The 15,892-nt window shown below is 34.8% G+C and carries 14 protein-coding genes; 6 read left to right on the plus strand and 8 right to left on the minus strand.

Going from position 1 to position 15,892, the window contains the following annotated elements; all coding sequences use genetic code 11:
- Positions 1–251: 251 nt before the first annotated feature.
- Together BUB25_RS02435 and BUB25_RS02440 are read left to right on the plus strand one after the other, a co-directional pair.
- Entirely contained in the window at positions 252–887 is a 636-nt protein-coding gene (locus tag BUB25_RS02435; RefSeq protein WP_084089385.1) for a phosphoribosyltransferase, read from the plus strand.
- A gap of 42 nt (positions 888–929) precedes the next feature.
- A complete protein-coding gene (locus BUB25_RS02440) occupies positions 930–1,568 on the plus strand; it encodes a dienelactone hydrolase family protein (protein WP_072939276.1) in 639 nt (212 codons plus the stop codon).
- Between the two features lie 432 nt (positions 1,569–2,000).
- Here the strand turns inward: BUB25_RS02440 and carB are convergent, their stop codons facing one another.
- Both carB and rpmH read right to left on the minus strand, forming a co-directional pair.
- Positions 2,001–4,856, minus strand: coding sequence for a carbamoyl-phosphate synthase large subunit (carB, locus tag BUB25_RS02445; RefSeq protein WP_072939280.1), 2,856 nt, complete (start codon positions 4,854–4,856; stop codon positions 2,001–2,003).
- Positions 4,857–5,022: 166 nt separating this feature from the next.
- Complete coding sequence (gene rpmH, locus BUB25_RS02450; protein ID WP_007136275.1) at positions 5,023–5,184, minus strand: 50S ribosomal protein L34; 162 nt, start codon at positions 5,182–5,184, stop codon at positions 5,023–5,025.
- A gap of 166 nt (positions 5,185–5,350) precedes the next feature.
- Between rpmH and BUB25_RS02455 the strand changes: the two genes are divergently transcribed.
- Positions 5,351–5,866: a hypothetical protein gene (locus BUB25_RS02455; protein WP_072939283.1), complete on the plus strand. Its 516-nt coding sequence runs from the start codon at positions 5,351–5,353 to the stop codon at positions 5,864–5,866.
- A 53-nt stretch (positions 5,867–5,919) separates the two neighbouring features.
- Here BUB25_RS02455 and BUB25_RS02460 read toward each other — a convergent pair whose 3' ends face one another.
- Complete coding sequence (locus BUB25_RS02460) at positions 5,920–6,597, minus strand: alpha/beta hydrolase (RefSeq protein ID WP_072939287.1); 678 nt, start codon at positions 6,595–6,597, stop codon at positions 5,920–5,922.
- Positions 6,598–7,163: 566 nt separating this feature from the next.
- On the opposite strand from BUB25_RS02460, the gene BUB25_RS02470 reads away from it, so the two are divergent.
- On the plus strand, positions 7,164–7,448 hold the full coding sequence (locus BUB25_RS02470) for a GNAT family N-acetyltransferase (RefSeq protein WP_072939800.1): 285 nt from the start codon (positions 7,164–7,166) through the stop codon (positions 7,446–7,448).
- Between the two features lie 89 nt (positions 7,449–7,537).
- Here BUB25_RS02470 and BUB25_RS16330 read toward each other — a convergent pair whose 3' ends face one another.
- The 5 genes from BUB25_RS16330 to BUB25_RS02495 form a co-directional block, all read right to left on the minus strand.
- Complete coding sequence (locus BUB25_RS16330; protein WP_139256884.1) at positions 7,538–8,770, minus strand: hypothetical protein; 1,233 nt, start codon at positions 8,768–8,770, stop codon at positions 7,538–7,540.
- Between the two features lie 193 nt (positions 8,771–8,963).
- Positions 8,964–10,598: an ABC-F family ATP-binding cassette domain-containing protein gene (locus BUB25_RS02480; protein ID WP_072939293.1), complete on the minus strand. Its 1,635-nt coding sequence runs from the start codon at positions 10,596–10,598 to the stop codon at positions 8,964–8,966.
- A gap of 167 nt (positions 10,599–10,765) precedes the next feature.
- Positions 10,766–12,229 carry an alanine/glycine:cation symporter family protein gene (locus BUB25_RS02485; protein WP_072939296.1) on the minus strand — a complete coding sequence of 488 codons (1,464 nt, stop codon included), beginning with the start codon at positions 12,227–12,229 and terminating at the stop codon, positions 10,766–10,768.
- A 309-nt stretch (positions 12,230–12,538) separates the two neighbouring features.
- On the minus strand, positions 12,539–13,714 hold the full coding sequence (locus tag BUB25_RS02490) for a GlmU family protein (protein WP_072939299.1): 1,176 nt from the start codon (positions 13,712–13,714) through the stop codon (positions 12,539–12,541).
- Between the two features lie 143 nt (positions 13,715–13,857).
- Positions 13,858–14,109, minus strand: a complete 252-nt coding sequence (locus BUB25_RS02495) for a type B 50S ribosomal protein L31 (protein WP_072939303.1) — start codon at positions 14,107–14,109, stop codon at positions 13,858–13,860.
- Between the two features lie 233 nt (positions 14,110–14,342).
- Here BUB25_RS02495 and BUB25_RS02500 point away from each other — a divergent pair, with 233 nt between their 5' ends.
- On the plus strand, positions 14,343–14,873 hold the full coding sequence (locus tag BUB25_RS02500; protein ID WP_072939308.1) for a DUF4199 domain-containing protein: 531 nt from the start codon (positions 14,343–14,345) through the stop codon (positions 14,871–14,873).
- 7 nt (positions 14,874–14,880) lie between these two features.
- Positions 14,881–15,837, plus strand: coding sequence for a glycosyltransferase family 2 protein (locus tag BUB25_RS02505; protein ID WP_072939311.1), 957 nt, complete (start codon positions 14,881–14,883; stop codon positions 15,835–15,837).
- Positions 15,838–15,892: the final 55 nt, after the last annotated feature.

Genomic DNA, 15,892 nt, shown 5'->3' on the forward strand with positions numbered 1-15,892 from the left:
TAAAATATCTCGTAAAGTTTACAATAGATTAAAATACAAGTCTGCTGAAAAAGACTTCTCACATTCATTTATAAAAAACCTTATTGTTACAACCTATGTAAGTCTAAAAAAAACAGCAAAGTAATATTATTCTTTAAGAATGGATTATATCCCAAGAAAAGAAGCAAAATCAAGCTTAGCATAACGCAAAACAACTGAAAATCAGTACCTTTATGTTAAATATTTTTACTTTTCACATAATATAAGTTACTATGTATAATGAGATGTTAAAAGACAGAACAGAAGCTGCTTTGTTGCTTTCGGAAAAATTGAAAAAGTACCAAAACAGCAACTCTGTAGTACTTGCCGTTCCTAGAGGAGGAGTTCCCATAGGTGCTATAATTGCCCAAAAATTAGGGCTCCCGCTAGACATCATCCTATCCAAAAAAATTGGTCATCCCGACAACAAAGAGTTCGCCATTGGAGCTGTATCAATGGATTCGATGCTTATTGACGAACATCCCGAGGTGCCTAGAGAATATATTGAAAGAGAAATTGTCCGACTGCGAAAACTGCTGCAGGAAAAATACAAGCTTTATATGCATCAGCGCAAACCCATTGATATAAAAGATAAAAACATAATTATTATCGACGATGGGATAGCCACAGGAAACACTCTTTTAGTAAGCATTGCCATGTTAAGAAGAAAAGAGCCCGCAAAAATCATCGTCGCAGTTCCCGTTTTGCCTTATGATACCGTAAAAACATTCGAAGAAAACACAGATGAATTCATCTATCTGATTGCCTCTAAGTATTTTAGAGGTGTTGGTGGATTCTATGAGGAATTCGATCAAGTAGAAGATCATGAAGTAATCCAATTATTGCTTGACACGAACCCAAATCAATAATAGAGCGAAACCTACTAATTATTCATTTTAAATTTTTATAACATGAAGAAATTAGAAATAGACATCCCTTTAACTTATGCAATACTAAAGGGAGATTTGGTGATTCCTGAAAATTCAATAGGAATAGTTATTTTCTCGCACGGAAGCGGCAGCAGCAGATTAAGCTCACGAAACCGAATGGTTGCCGAATTATTACAAAAACAAAATATAGCCACCTTATTGTTTGACTTACTTACTATAGAGGAAGATCAGATTTATGAAAATCGATTTAACATTGATTTATTGACCGCAAGGTTGATTGAGACTACAGAATGGCTTATGACACAAGACAATATAAACAGCCTACCTATAGGCTATTTTGGTGCCAGCACGGGAGCTGCATCAGCATTGAGAGCTGCAGCTTATTTTGACAAAACAATAGAAGCCGTAGTCTCCCGTGGCGGCAGACCCGATATGGCTATAAACGCTCTGCATCAGGTTACCGCTCCTACTTTATTGATTGTTGGCGGTATGGATGTGCCTGTGATCCGGATGAACAAAATGGCTTTTGATGAATTAAAATGTATAAAAGAAATGAAGATCGTTTCAGGTGCAACCCATCTTTTTGAAGAACCAGGAAAATTGAAGGAAGTGGCCGAATTAGCCATTATATGGTACAAAAGATATTTCACTAAAATATAAGCTGGACTTTTATAGCTTTCACTATCCTTCTTAAACTGATGTCTACATTTTCACTATTGAAATCAAAAACGCAAAATAAAACAGAAAAAATATGAATATAAAACTTCGCAAAAAATGCAAAACCAGAACAGCTTAAAAACCAATTGCAGTACTATTTATTACAATTATATTTGACCATAAAAAACCACTACAAACTATAATATATTTACTTGCTTTTTCTAAATCAAAGAGGATTATAGAAACAACTTGCCACGCCAGAGATAATGCCATTCTTTTATAGATCAGCTTAAAATGCGAAATTTACGATGAGCTCTTTGTTAAAGTAGGCATTCAGCTTTTCCACATGAAAATAACCACATAAACAAACCTATTTTCAAATTACAAACAAAAAAAGCCCCAATAAAGGGGCTTTTTTTACTTATAATTTAAAGCTTATTTGCTCAAATACATTTTTCTTCTAGAGTACAATTCGTAGAATTGGTCGTCTTTCAAGTCATCAATAAACAAGATGCTTTCTCCCGTTGATTTCATTTCAGGTCCTAATGCTTTGTTTACATTTTGGAATTTACTGAAAGAGAAAACCGGTTGCTTGATCGCATATCCTTTTAATTGCGGATTGAATTTGAAATCGGTTACTTTATTGTGACCTAACATCACTTTAGTAGCATAATTCACATAAGGCTCTCCGTATGCTTTTGCGATAAACGGCACCGTACGAGAAGCTCTAGGATTGGCCTCGATAATGTAAACCGTATCATCTTTTATAGCAAACTGAATATTGATTAAACCAACTGTTTTCAATGCTCTGGCAATTTTCTCAGTGTGATCTTTTATTTGTTGCATTACAAATTCTCCTAAGTTAAAAGGAGGCAAAGTAGCATTACTATCTCCAGAGTGCACTCCGCAAGGTTCGATATGCTCCATAATTCCAATGATGTACACATTTCCATCAGCATCACAAATTGCATCCGCTTCGGCTTCAATCGCTCCAGCCAAATAATGATCTAAAAGCAATTTATTACCCGGAATTGTTTTCAATAAATTGATTACATGCTCCTCTAATTCTTTTTTGTTGATTACAATTTTCATTCCCTGACCTCCTAATACATAAGAAGGACGAATCAATAATGGAAAATCTAAAGTATCTGCTAAGGCAGAAGCTTCATCTGCTGTTTCAGCTATTCCAAATCTTGGGAAAGGAATATTAAGTTCTGTCAGCAATTCAGAGAAGCGTCCTCTGTCTTCAGCTAAGTCAAGTGCATCAAAACTAGTTCCGATGATTTTTACTCCGTATTTAGACAATTTTTCAGCCAATTTCAAGGCAGTTTGCCCACCCAACTGTACGATAACTCCTTCTGGTTTTTCGTGTTGGATAATATCATAAATATGCTCCCAGAATACCGGCTCGAAATACAATTTATCCGCTGTATCAAAATCAGTCGAAACCGTTTCAGGATTACAGTTGATCATGATCGTTTCATAACCGCATTCTTTCGCTGCCAAAACTCCGTGAACACAAGAATAATCAAATTCGATACCTTGTCCAATACGGTTTGGACCTGATCCAAGAACGATTATTTTCTTTTTATCCGTTACAATACTTTCGTTATCTACATAACGTTCACCATTTGCTTTTTCAATTTCAGCTTCGAAAGTGGAGTAGTAATATGGCGTTTTTGCTTTAAACTCAGCAGCACAAGTATCCACCAATTTAAACACACGGTTGATGTTCTTATCCATACGCAAAGCATGTACTTCACTTTCCAGACAGTTCATCATGTGTGCGATTTGTCTGTCAGCAAAACCTTTTTGTTTCGCTTCAAGCAACAATTCTTTTGGAAGATTCGAAACTTTATAATTCGAAATTTCTTTCTCTAAAGTATAAAGTTCTTCGTATTGTTTCAAGAACCACATATCGATTTTAGTGATTTCATGAATACGGCTTAACGGAATTCCCATCGCAATCGCATCATAAATTACGAAAACACGATCCCAACTTGCAAAAGTCAGTTTCTCAATAATTTGTTCGTAGTTCGTATATCCTTTTCCGTCAGCACCTAAACCATTTCTTTTGATTTCCAATGATTGAGTTGCTTTATGCAAAGCTTCTTGAAACGAACGTCCAATCCCCATTACCTCACCAACGGATTTCATTTGAAGTCCTAAAGTTCTATCAGCACCTTCGAATTTATCAAAGTTCCAACGTGGAATTTTCACGATCACATAATCCAAAGTCGGTTCAAATAAAGCCGAAGTCGATTTGGTGATTTGGTTTTGCAATTCATCTAAATTATATCCTAACGCCAGTTTAGAAGCGATCTTTGCAATAGGATAACCCGTTGCTTTTGATGCCAAAGCTGACGAACGAGACACACGTGGATTGATTTCAATCGCTACAATGTCTTCTTTATCGTCAGGCGAAACAGCAAACTGCACGTTACAACCTCCAGCAAAATTTCCGATGCTGCGCATCATCAGGATTGCCATATCACGCATTTTTTGGAAAGTTGTGTCAGACAAAGTCATCGCTGGCGCAACAGTAATCGAATCTCCGGTATGAATTCCCATTGGATCCATATTTTCGATTGAACAGATAATGACAACATTGTCGTTTTTATCCCTCAACAATTCCAATTCATATTCTTTCCAACCCAACAAAGCTTTATCAATTAAAACCTCGTGAATGGGTGACATTTCTAAACCATAGGTTAGTTTTTCGTCAAATTCTTCTTTGGTATGTACAAAAGCAGCTCCAGTTCCTCCAAGAGTAAATGAAGGACGGATTACTAACGGGAAACCAAATTCCTGTGCAATTTCTTTTCCTTCTAAGAAAGAAGTAGCCGTTTTTGCTGGCGCTGCAGGAATTCCTATTTTTTCTAAAAGTTGTTTGAACTGCTCTCTGTCTTCCGTGATATTGATGGCATTCACATCGACTCCAATCAATTTTACACCGAAATCCTGCCAAATTCCTTTTTCATCTGCTTCCAGACACAAGTTCAAAGCGGTTTGTCCACCCATGGTAGGCAAAACGGCATCAATTTGAGGATGCGCTTTAAGGATTTCAATTATCGACTTGGTCGTTAGCGGTTTCAAATAAACATGATCGGCCATAGATGGATCGGTCATAATCGTAGCCGGATTTGAATTTATCAAGATAACTTCAATTCCTTCTTCGCGAATGGAACGTGCTGATTGTGAACCTGCATAATCAAATTCGCAAGCTTGACCAATAACAATAGGGCCTGAACCTATTATTAAAACTGATTTTATGGATGTGTCTTTTGGCATTGTATTGTAATTATTGTGATGTGTAGTTGCTTTTTTATCTGTGCTTTGAGTTCAAAGTTACTCCACTTTAGACCTTTAGCCCCTAATGTTATTTTTATTTTAACGATTAGGTATAAAAAAAGGCGATACTAAAAAAAGTAACGCCTTTATTATGTTTATAGAAACATTATTTTTTGTGTCTTGGTTCACAAGAAACAGTCAATTTATGTCTTCCTTTAGCTCTTCTACGCGCAAGAACTTTTCTTCCATTTGCAGAAGCCATTCTGTCCATAAATCCGTGCTTATTTCTTCTTTTTCTTTTCGATGGTTGAAACGTTCTTTTGCTCATTGCTTTGTATCTTTAAAATCTTATTTATATGTCTACTTATTTTAGAACAACTGTTGTTCCAAAACCGAGTGCAAATATACAAAGACTTTTTTTTCTAGCAAGTAGTTTTATAAAAATATTTTTAATTCCTTTTACTATCTTTGCAATCTTAAAATATACACATACCATGTTAAACAAGAATATCAAACTTATTATCGCTGGACTTATCGTAATTACAAGTATTTGGCAATTTACGGAAAACAATATTGGTAATGGAATCTTCCTTATATTATTGACTGCAATCCCTATTTTTCTATACTTTAAAAATGAATTTATCTTACTTGCCTTCTTAAAATTAAGAAAACAGGATTTTGAAGGGGCTAAAAAATGGCTTTCCTTCATCAAAAAACCAGAATCTGCTTTAGTAAAAAAACAACAGGGATATTTTAATTATCTGCATGGAATCATGCTTTCGCAAACTAATATCAACCAAGCAGAAAAATATTTCAAAAAAGCCATTGAACTGGGATTGTCTATGGATATGGATTTAGCTGTTGCCAAATTAAACCTTGCCGGTGTTGCCATGTCAAGAAGGCGTAAACTGGAAGCTACCACTCTTTTGAACGAAGCCAAAAGACTCGACAAACAAGGCATGCTGAAAGAACAAATCACGATGATGAAAGATCAGATGAAAAAAATATAATTCAAAAAAACATCCGCAATTGCGGATGTTTTTTTTTGAACCAAATAATAATACTATTTGTCCACTTGAGCCTTTTCCCCTAAAATAATGCTTGGCAAATGAGCATTAAACCACCTGTATTTATTGAGAATCATCACATGGGTTCCGCCTTCGACCACGATACAATCCTTGATGTATTTTATCGGAAAAACATCGTCTAGGCTACCATGGATATGAATTACATCTGGATCAACCTCTGTCCTATCCCACATAATCACTTTTTCTACCGCCCATTCCAGGTAACCAATATCACGAACTGAGAGAAATTTTTCATACAATTTAATTCTGTAATTCATTTTTTCGCCAAAAGAAAATTTAGCCAAATTCTCTAAATTCAAAATTAAATTCATCGGAATCAATTTATAAGCCTTAGTCGCTTTGGCCACTTTCATTCTTCGCGGAAATTCTAAATTACTTTTCACACTTGAAATGATAATCACTTTTCTTGCATTGAGATGCTTTGCCATTTCCTGAACTAAAATCCCACCAAATGACACCCCAATCAAAACGGGATTTTCATGTTTAATTTTTCCGGACATTCTTTTAGCATATTCATCCAAAGACTCTTTGTTCAGGGGAATTTCCCATTCCAATAACTGAATCTCAAAAACGTCTTCAGGAAGCTTAATTCTTTCAAATATCAAAGCACTTGCTGCCAATCCTGGCATAAAATAAACAGGGATTTTACTCATATTCCTTATTAACTTTTATCAACGTTTTTCTGATCAAACAGCATTAATGGATTATAAAATTAATTTTTTTTATCGAAACCCACTTCGATTCCATCATTATATTGACGTTAAATTTGAACCAGCTAATTTCACAAACAAAAACACACTAAAACAACTTCATCATAATGCCATTAAAACTACCAAAAAACAGAAAAATTATAAAACAACAGCTACTTTAAAAAACAGCTTTATGACTACTCCCTGCAAAAACAATAGCAAACCATAAAAACGTTTGATATTGAAAATCAATTCAGTACCTTTGTGAAAAATATTTTTAGCAACACAAAAATGATGAAAATGCTTTTTTGATCTATGAGTATTCAAAAACAAAATGAATTGTTTTTCAGAATTAAACCTAAAAAAAAGCTTGTATTCATTGATACAAAAAATAAGAAACAAACTGCCATAGCAGTCAATTTCAAGTTATTTAAAACTACCTGTATCACTTAAAAACAATTAAATCCTTGGATAATAATTATCCAAATCTTAACTTTTATAAATAAACTATAATGGAGCAGTCTATCGACATGGAAATAAAAGACAATACTTTTGCAAGACAATTCGAAGCAACAACTGAAGAGGGATTAGTTTCAGTTGAATATTCATTTCAGGAAAGAAAAATATTTTTAACAAAAATCAACACTCCAGACCATTTTGACAATGAAGAATTCATTGCCCGATTACTTACCGAAATCTTGGCTATTGCTATCGAAAAAAAACTAAAAGTAGTTCCAATACTTCCTAAAATTGTCTCTTTCTTCAAGAAAAACCCAGAATACAAAGAGCTATTACCTCCAGGAATCCGCCTATAACAAAAGGTCGAATCAAGTATTTATTCGACCTTTTAATAACTTTAAAATTCAACTTAAACAGCAATAGAAAACCAAATACATTTTTTTTTTCATATTCCAGGTGGGTTTGATTTCCTAGCCTCATTTTTCGTTTGTGGCTTATTTTCAGGTCTTATTGTTGGAGGCGCTTGACGTTTAGGCTCCGGTCTATTTTCAGGTCTTCTCATTGGAGCCGTTGGGCGTTTAGACTCCGGTTTATTCTCAGGTCTTGTCACTGGAACCGTTTGGCGTTTAGATTCATGTTTATTTTCAGGTCTTGTCACTGGAGCCATTGGGCGTTTAGACTCCGGTTTATTTGTAGGTCTTGTCGCTGGAGCCGTTGGGCGTTTAGACTCCGGTTTATTTGTAGGTCTAGTCACTGGAACCGTTGGGCGTTTAGGCTCCGGTCTATTTTCAGGTCTTGTCGCTGGAGCCGTTGGGCGTTTAGACTCCGGTTTATTTGTAGGTCTTGTCACTGGAACAATCGGACGGTTAAAAGCACGCCCTTCATAAGTACGATCATATGTACCGCTTTTTCTATAATCCCTCACTAATGGCGAAACATTTCTTATTCGTGTATAATTACGATAATAAACCGGATATCTTATAACTGCTGTTCTACGATAAAGATTGTTTTGATAATAACGGCGATGAAAAGTCCAATAATTGTAATAATAAACCGGACGCCAGGGATTCCAGTAAACAGGATAATGCCCCCAATACCACGGAGAGACATAAACCCTGAACGAAGGCGAGAACAAATTAACAATAATAGGCCAATCATTAATATAAAAACTGATATTCCCGCTTATGGCTCCAATGGAATAGCCATCCGGATATACATAACCCGGATTTGGTGTTCTTGTAGTATAAATAGCTCCAGCCGGTTCAATTATATAATCTTCACCATACAAATCGGCATCTCCAATAATCTGAATAAAAACAGTCCCTCTGCTTGTCTTAGTAACTTCAATTACTGCAACATCCTGAAAACCTCTATCATTTACCAAATCCCGAAGTACTATTAAAGTCGTGTTTCCCTCCTGATGACTAACCACTCCAATATAATCAATAAAATTATCATTATTCAGATCCAGATTATTGATATTGTTCCCCCTGTCATTTATGGCTCTTTCAAATTCTTCCAATGTTTCTGATTTCTGAAAAACATCCAAAACAGCATAAAGATTAAAATTATCCCCAGGAAAACCTAAAGCAACTGGTTCCATTTCTGTTTGGGAAAACAAAGGAAAAATCAAGACACTAGCCATTAACGCCACAAGGGTCAAAATTAACTTTTTCATGATTTCAAATTTTAGTTGTTCATACAAAACTCCATACAAGTTACAAAAAACAAAAAATCAAATTATTGATTAACAAGTATTTAACTTTGTCTTTAATTTAAAATCGCTCGAATTTAACACAATAAAAAAAGCAAAAAAGACATAAACCAATTACGCCTTTTTTGCTTTAAAAATATAGATTCGAAAACTATTTCTATTTTTCTATCTCTCTCATGCTTTCCATTTTTTTATGAGCCAAGAAACCACTAATATCTTCAAAATGTTCTACCACTCTTTTGTTTCCGAATTCAAAAACTTTGGTTGCCAATCCGTCCAAGAAATCACGGTCGTGAGAAACTAAAATTAAGGTTCCGTCAAAATCGCGAAGCGCATCTTTGATAATATCTTTGGTTTTCATGTCTAAGTGATTTGAAGGCTCATCGAGAATTAACAAATTCACCGGCTCCAAAAGTAATTTAATCATTGCCAAACGAGTTTTTTCACCTCCCGAAAGCACTTTTACTTTTTTAGTCACATCATCACCGTGAAACATGAAGGCCCCTAGAATATCTTTGATTTTAGTTCTTACATCGCCCACCGCGATATCATCAATGGTTTCAAAAATAGTGGCGTTTTCATCTAACAAAGCCGCTTGATTTTGGGCAAAATAACCAATTTGCGCATTATGACCAATTTCGACACTGCCGCCATCAATTTCCAATTGCTTCATGATGGCTTTAATCATAGTTGATTTTCCTTCCCCATTTTTACCTACAAAGGCTACCTTTTGTCCTCTTTCGATCACAATATTAGCATCTTTAAAAACAACGTGATCACCATAAGATTTTGATAAATCTTTTACAATTACGGGATATTGACCTGAACGGGCAGCAGGAGGGAATTTTAATTTCAATGCCGATGTATCAACCTCGTCAACTTGCACTATAACCAGTTTTTCTAACATCTTAACACGAGACTGCACTGCATCCGTTTTAGAAAAAGTCCCTTTAAATCGATCAATAAAAGTCCTATTATCCGCAATCATACGTTGTTGCTCATCGTATGCTTTTTGCTGATGCATACGGCGGTCTTTTCTCAGCTCTAAATAATGAGAATACTTAGCTTTATAATCATAAATACGTCCCATCGTCACTTCAATGGTACGATTCGTAATATTATCCACAAACGCTCTATCGTGAGAAATCACCACTACGGCTTTGGCCTGATTGATTAAGAAATCTTCCAGCCATTGAATACTTTCAATATCCATATGATTGGTAGGCTCATCTAATAAAATTAAATCCGGTTTTTGCAAAAGAATTTTAGCCAGCTCAATTCGCATTCTCCATCCTCCTGAAAATTCTGAAGTTTGTCTGGTAAAATCCTCGCGAACAAATCCCAATCCAACTAAAATTTTCTCCACTTCAGCTTCATAATTGATCTCTTCAATAGCATAAAATTTCTCACTTAAATCAGAAACTCTTTCTATCAATTTCATGTAAGCATCACTTTCATAATCGGTACGAACAGTCAATTGCTCATTGATTTCGTCTATTTCGGCTTTCATACTAAAAATTTCACCAAAGGCTTTCGAAGTTTCCTCCATTACCGTAGCGCCATCTGTAGTCAATAAATGTTGCGGCAAATAAGCGACAACAGCGTCTTTTGGCGCAGAAATATTTCCAGTCGAAGGCTTGCTTTGGCCTGCAATTATTTTAAGAAGCGTTGATTTTCCTGCTCCATTTTTCCCCATAAGGGCAATTTTATCATTTTCATTTATAGCAAAAGAAACATCACTAAAAAGCGTAGTACCACCAAACTGTACTGAAATATCGTTAACTGTAATCATTATAAGAAGTTAAAAGTTATGCGCTAGAAGTTATGTGTTATCTTAACTTCTGTTTTTTAAAAGTGCAAAGATAGATTAAATAACTAATTGGTTTATTATAAAATAAAAGCTTCTGAAAACCGAATAAAATTCAGATCACAGAAGCTTTCAAAATAAACTACAACACATTAACCCACTTTGTTTTTATTTATAGTGTTCCAAATATGTGCATTTGTAACTCCGATATCTTCTGGATCAAACACAGGATCTTTTCCTTCTTTTTTTTGTTTTTCATAATCTTTCAATGCCGCCAATGCTGGTCTTTGCAAGAAGATTATAGCCGCAATATTAAACCAAGCCATCAAGCCCACTCCAATATCTCCAATATCCCAAGCTAATTTTGCCTGATTGATAGAGCCATACATAATTACCAGCATCATAACTATTTTTAGTATATAATTAAAAACAGGAGATTCAAATTTACGGGTCAAATAAGAAATATTTGTTTCAGCAATATAGTAATAAGCTAATATTGTAGTAAATGCAAAGAAAAACAAGGCTACAGCCACAAAATAAGAACCAAATCCCGGAAAAACACTATCCATAGCACTTTGAGTATACCCCGGACCAGCTGAGACATTCTGCACACCATTGTACAAAAATTCAGTAGCTGCGCCAGACCCGAAACCTGGATTATGCACATTATACATTCCCGTTACCAATAGCATAAATCCTGTTGCCGAACACACTAACAAAGTATCAATATAAACAGAAAAAGACTGTACTAATCCTTGTTTTACAGGATGCGAAGCATTTGCAGCCGCAGCGATATGCGGAGCCGTACCTTGACCTGCTTCGTTAGAATAAATTCCTCTTTTCACTCCCCATTGAACCGCTAAACCAAAAACAGCTCCAAAACCAGCTTCCATATTAAAAGCACTTTTAAAGATCAGAGAAATAACTCCCGGTAGCTTATCAATATACACTGCAATAATTATCAACGCAATAAAAATATAACCAATTGCCATAAAAGGAACTATGTATTCCGTGAATTTAGCTATCCTTTTAACACCTCCAAAAACAATAGCTGCAAAAATCAAAACAACACCCGCTCCCGTAATCCAAGTATCGAGATTAAAAGCGTTCTTAATCCCTTCGGCAACAGAATTTGCTTGAACTCCAGGCAATAGTAATCCCGCCGAAATAACCGAAACTATTGCAAACAAAACACCAAACCACTTCATCCCCAATCCGCGTTCAATATAAAATGCAGGTCCTCCACGAAACTGTCCTAAATGTTTTTCTTTATAAATTTGAGCCAAAGTAGCTTCGACAAATGCAGTACTCGCTCCTAAGAAAGCCACTAACCACATCCAAAACATAGCTCCCGGACCTCCAAAAGCAATTGCGGTAGCTACTCCAGCAATATTCCCTGTACCTACTCTGCCTGCCAAAGACATCGACAAAGCCTGAAATGAAGAAACCCCGGATTCTGAACTTTCGCCGTCAAATAACAAACGAAACATTTCTTTGATATGACGCAGTTGCAAAAAACGCGTTCTCAAAGAAAAATAAAGCCCTGTTCCTAAACACAAAACAATCAAAGCATTACTCCAAACAATGTCGTTTATCATTCCAACTATTTCTTCCATATATTTACTGTATTTATAATTATCATAAAATTAATAAAATCACATTTTTAGTAATAATACTGGATAAAACTAAAACATACAAACAAAAAAAACTAGACATCATTCATATAAAAAACAAAAAACACATCAATCAACTAAAAATCAAGCTTTAATAAATTCATCTTTTTTTACAATAAAACTATATTATTAACATTTTAACCCAACAACATCAAATTTTACAACAAAAATTAAACACACAAAAAAAAAAAAAAAAAAAACTGCCCCATTAGAACAAATGAGGCAGTTTTTTATTTTAAAATTAGAGTATCTTTACTCTTTTCTCCATTTTTTAGTCTCTTCAAAAACATGTTCTAATATAGCCGCTTCTACTTCATCAAATTCAATACCTCTACGACTCATCACTATTCTAGCAGTTTCAAAAGCTTTCTTAGTCATATAAGTGGTAAAACCAGCAGCTCCTCCCCAAGAAAAACTAGGCACAAAATTGCGAGGAAATCCACTTCCAAAAATATTAGCACTCACCCCTACTACTGTCCCGGTGTTAAACATTGTATTAATTCCGCATTTACTGTGATCTCCCATCATCAATCCACAAAACTGAAGTCCGGTTTTGGCAAAACCTTCGGTTTCATAACTCCACAATCGCACCTCTTCATAGTTGTTTTTTAGATTCGAATTATTAGTATCGGCTCCAATATTACACCATTCACCCAAAACAGAATCACCCAAAAAACCATCATGACCTTTGTTTGAATGCGCAAAAAGAACTGAGTTTTTCACTTCACCTCCAATTCTGGAATAAGGACCTACGGTTGTTGCTCCATAAACTTTGGCAGCTAATTTCACCTGAGCCTCTTCACATAAAGCAAAAGGACCTCTAATAACTGAACCCTCCATAATCTCAGCATTCTTACCTATATATATAGGACCCGCCGATGCATTCAGTGTAACAAACTCTAATTTAGCTCCTTCTTCTATAAAAATATTTTCCGGTGCAATTGCATTGACACTTTTAGGAATTGATTTCGACTTCCTATCTTCGGTCAAAAATGCAAAATCCTCCTTGATTGCTGCCCCGTTCTTAGAAAAAATATCCCAAGTATTCTCAACAGTCAAACAATCGCCTTTATATTCAATTATATCATAGGTTTCAAAATTAACTTCTTCCTGTTCTTCATTAGTATAAAAAGCAATTACTTCGTCTCCTTTAAAAATAGCCTGATTTGATTGTAAATTACTGACCATTTCCACCAAAACAGCATTGGGCAAAAAAGAAGCATTAATCATAACATTCTCTTCCAGCTCCACCATAGGAAACTTATCGGATAAATATTCCTCAGTCAATGTTGTAATCGTGGATCCCAAATACTTTTCCCATTTTTGACGAATGGTCATTATCCCAATAAGAATATCAGCAACCGGGCGGGTAAATGTAAAAGGAAGTAAAGCATTTCGAGCAGGACCGTCAAAAAGTATATAATTCATAAATGTTGTTTTAATTAGAACCAAGTTGCTCCTTGGCTGTACCTTTTTTTGAAATAGGATTCAAAGTTACAAAGTTTTAAAATAGTTGAAACATAAAAGCCCTCCGAAATGGAAGGCTTTGGTATGTAGAAAACAAGTTAAAATTATTTAACGTGTTTAGCGTATTTAGTTTTAAATTTATCGATACGTCCTGCAGTATCAATAAGTTTACTTTTACCTGTGTAAAAAGGATGAGAAGTTCTAGAAATCTCCATTTTCACAACTGGGTATTCAACACCTTCGTGAATAATTGTTTCTTTAGTATCTGCAGTAGATTTAGTGATAAAAACGTCTTCATTTGACATGTCTTTAAATGCAACTAATCTGTAATTTTCTGGGTGCGTACCTTTTTTCATCTTTTTTTATTTGTTTGGTTACAACTCATTTTGAAGCTTTTCTTGCAACAGAAAAGGTGTAAACTTGTTATAACTTTTTGTTTTTACACTATTATTTTGAGTCTGCAAATTTACAATTATTTTTCAATAAACAAACCTTTGCTTCATTTTTTTTTATAATTGTAAAATGCGTTTTTTATTCTTGAATATATCGGGAATTGCTATATTTGTGGATTAATTATAAACCAACTATAATGATAAACGAAATTATTAAAAAGAACGGAATAACCTTTGGTGTGACAATTGGAATAATTTCTGCCTTAATTACTTCAACGATATACGCTATTGACTTAAATTTATTCACTTCTTGGTGGATTGGATCTTTAAGCATTTTAACCTACCTTATATTAGGAGTTGTTTTACTTTCAAAAACTAAAAAAGAAATAAAGACATTTTTTTCTTTCAAAGACGCCTTTACAACCTATTTTATCGCTGCAGTTATCGGTATACTAATATCAACTTTTTTTAATATTCTTTTATTCAATTTTATTGACCCATCAGCCAAGGATACTTTAAATGAATTAATGATTAAATTTAATGTTGAAATGCTGCAAAAATTCGGAACACCGGCATCAGCGATCAACGAAGCTATAGCAAAACTAAAAGAAAACAACCCTTATTCTACAATTGAGCTATTGAAAGGATCTGTTTTCAGTATTGTTTTCAGTTCGATTTTCGGATTAATTTTAGCCGCTTTCTTTAAAAGCAAACCTTCACAAGAATAAACAATAAATGAATTTATCCATACTCATCCCACTTCTCAACGAAGAAGAATCACTAAAAGAATTGTACACTTGGATTATTAAGGTGATGCAATCAAATAATTACTCTTATGAAATTATCTTTTTGGATGATGGTAGTACGGATAATTCCTGGTCGATTATAGAGCAATTTGCTTCCGAAAACCCATCCGTAAAGGGAATTCGTTTCATGAAAAACTTTGGTAAATCCCAAGCTTTACATGCCGGATTTGCTAAAGCTCAAGGCGATGTTATTATCACCATGGATGCTGATTTACAAGACAGTCCCGAAGAAATTCCTGGCTTGTATGAGATGATTACCAAAGAAAAATTTGATTTGGTTTCCGGTTGGAAAAAGAAACGCTATGATTCTGTCGTTGCCAAAAACTTACCTTCCAAATTATTCAATTGGGCGGCCCGAAAAACATCGGGAGTAGCATTGAATGATTTCAATTGTGGTTTGAAGGCCTACAAAAACGTGGTGGTAAAAAACATAGAAGTTTCGGGTGAAATGCACCGTTACATTCCTGTTTTGGCCAAAAATGCCGGTTTTGGTAAAATTGGCGAAAAAGTAGTACAGCATCAAGCCAGAAAATACGGAGAAACTAAATTTGGCATGGAACGTTTTATCAATGGTTTTCTTGATTTAATTACCATCTGGTTTCTTTCCCGATTTGGAAAAAGACCAATGCACTTATTTGGCGCCATAGGATCTCTGATGTTTATTATTGGTTTTTTATTGGCAGGATACATTGGAGTCTCTAAATTATACCATATGTATAATGACATGCGCTACAATTTAGTAACCTCTAATCCTTGGTTTTACATTGCATTGACCACTATGATATTAGGAACACAATTGTTTTTGGCAGGATTTCTTGGAGAAATCATCTTACGTACAAAGAATAATGAGGAACGTTATAAAATTTCCAGCGAAATTAATCTATAACTCAACCACAACAAACTGAACAGCTAATTTTTCTTAACCCGTATTACAAATAGGA

The sequence above is a fragment of the Flavobacterium granuli genome (assembly GCF_900129705.1).
Taxonomy (GTDB): domain Bacteria; phylum Bacteroidota; class Bacteroidia; order Flavobacteriales; family Flavobacteriaceae; genus Flavobacterium; species Flavobacterium granuli.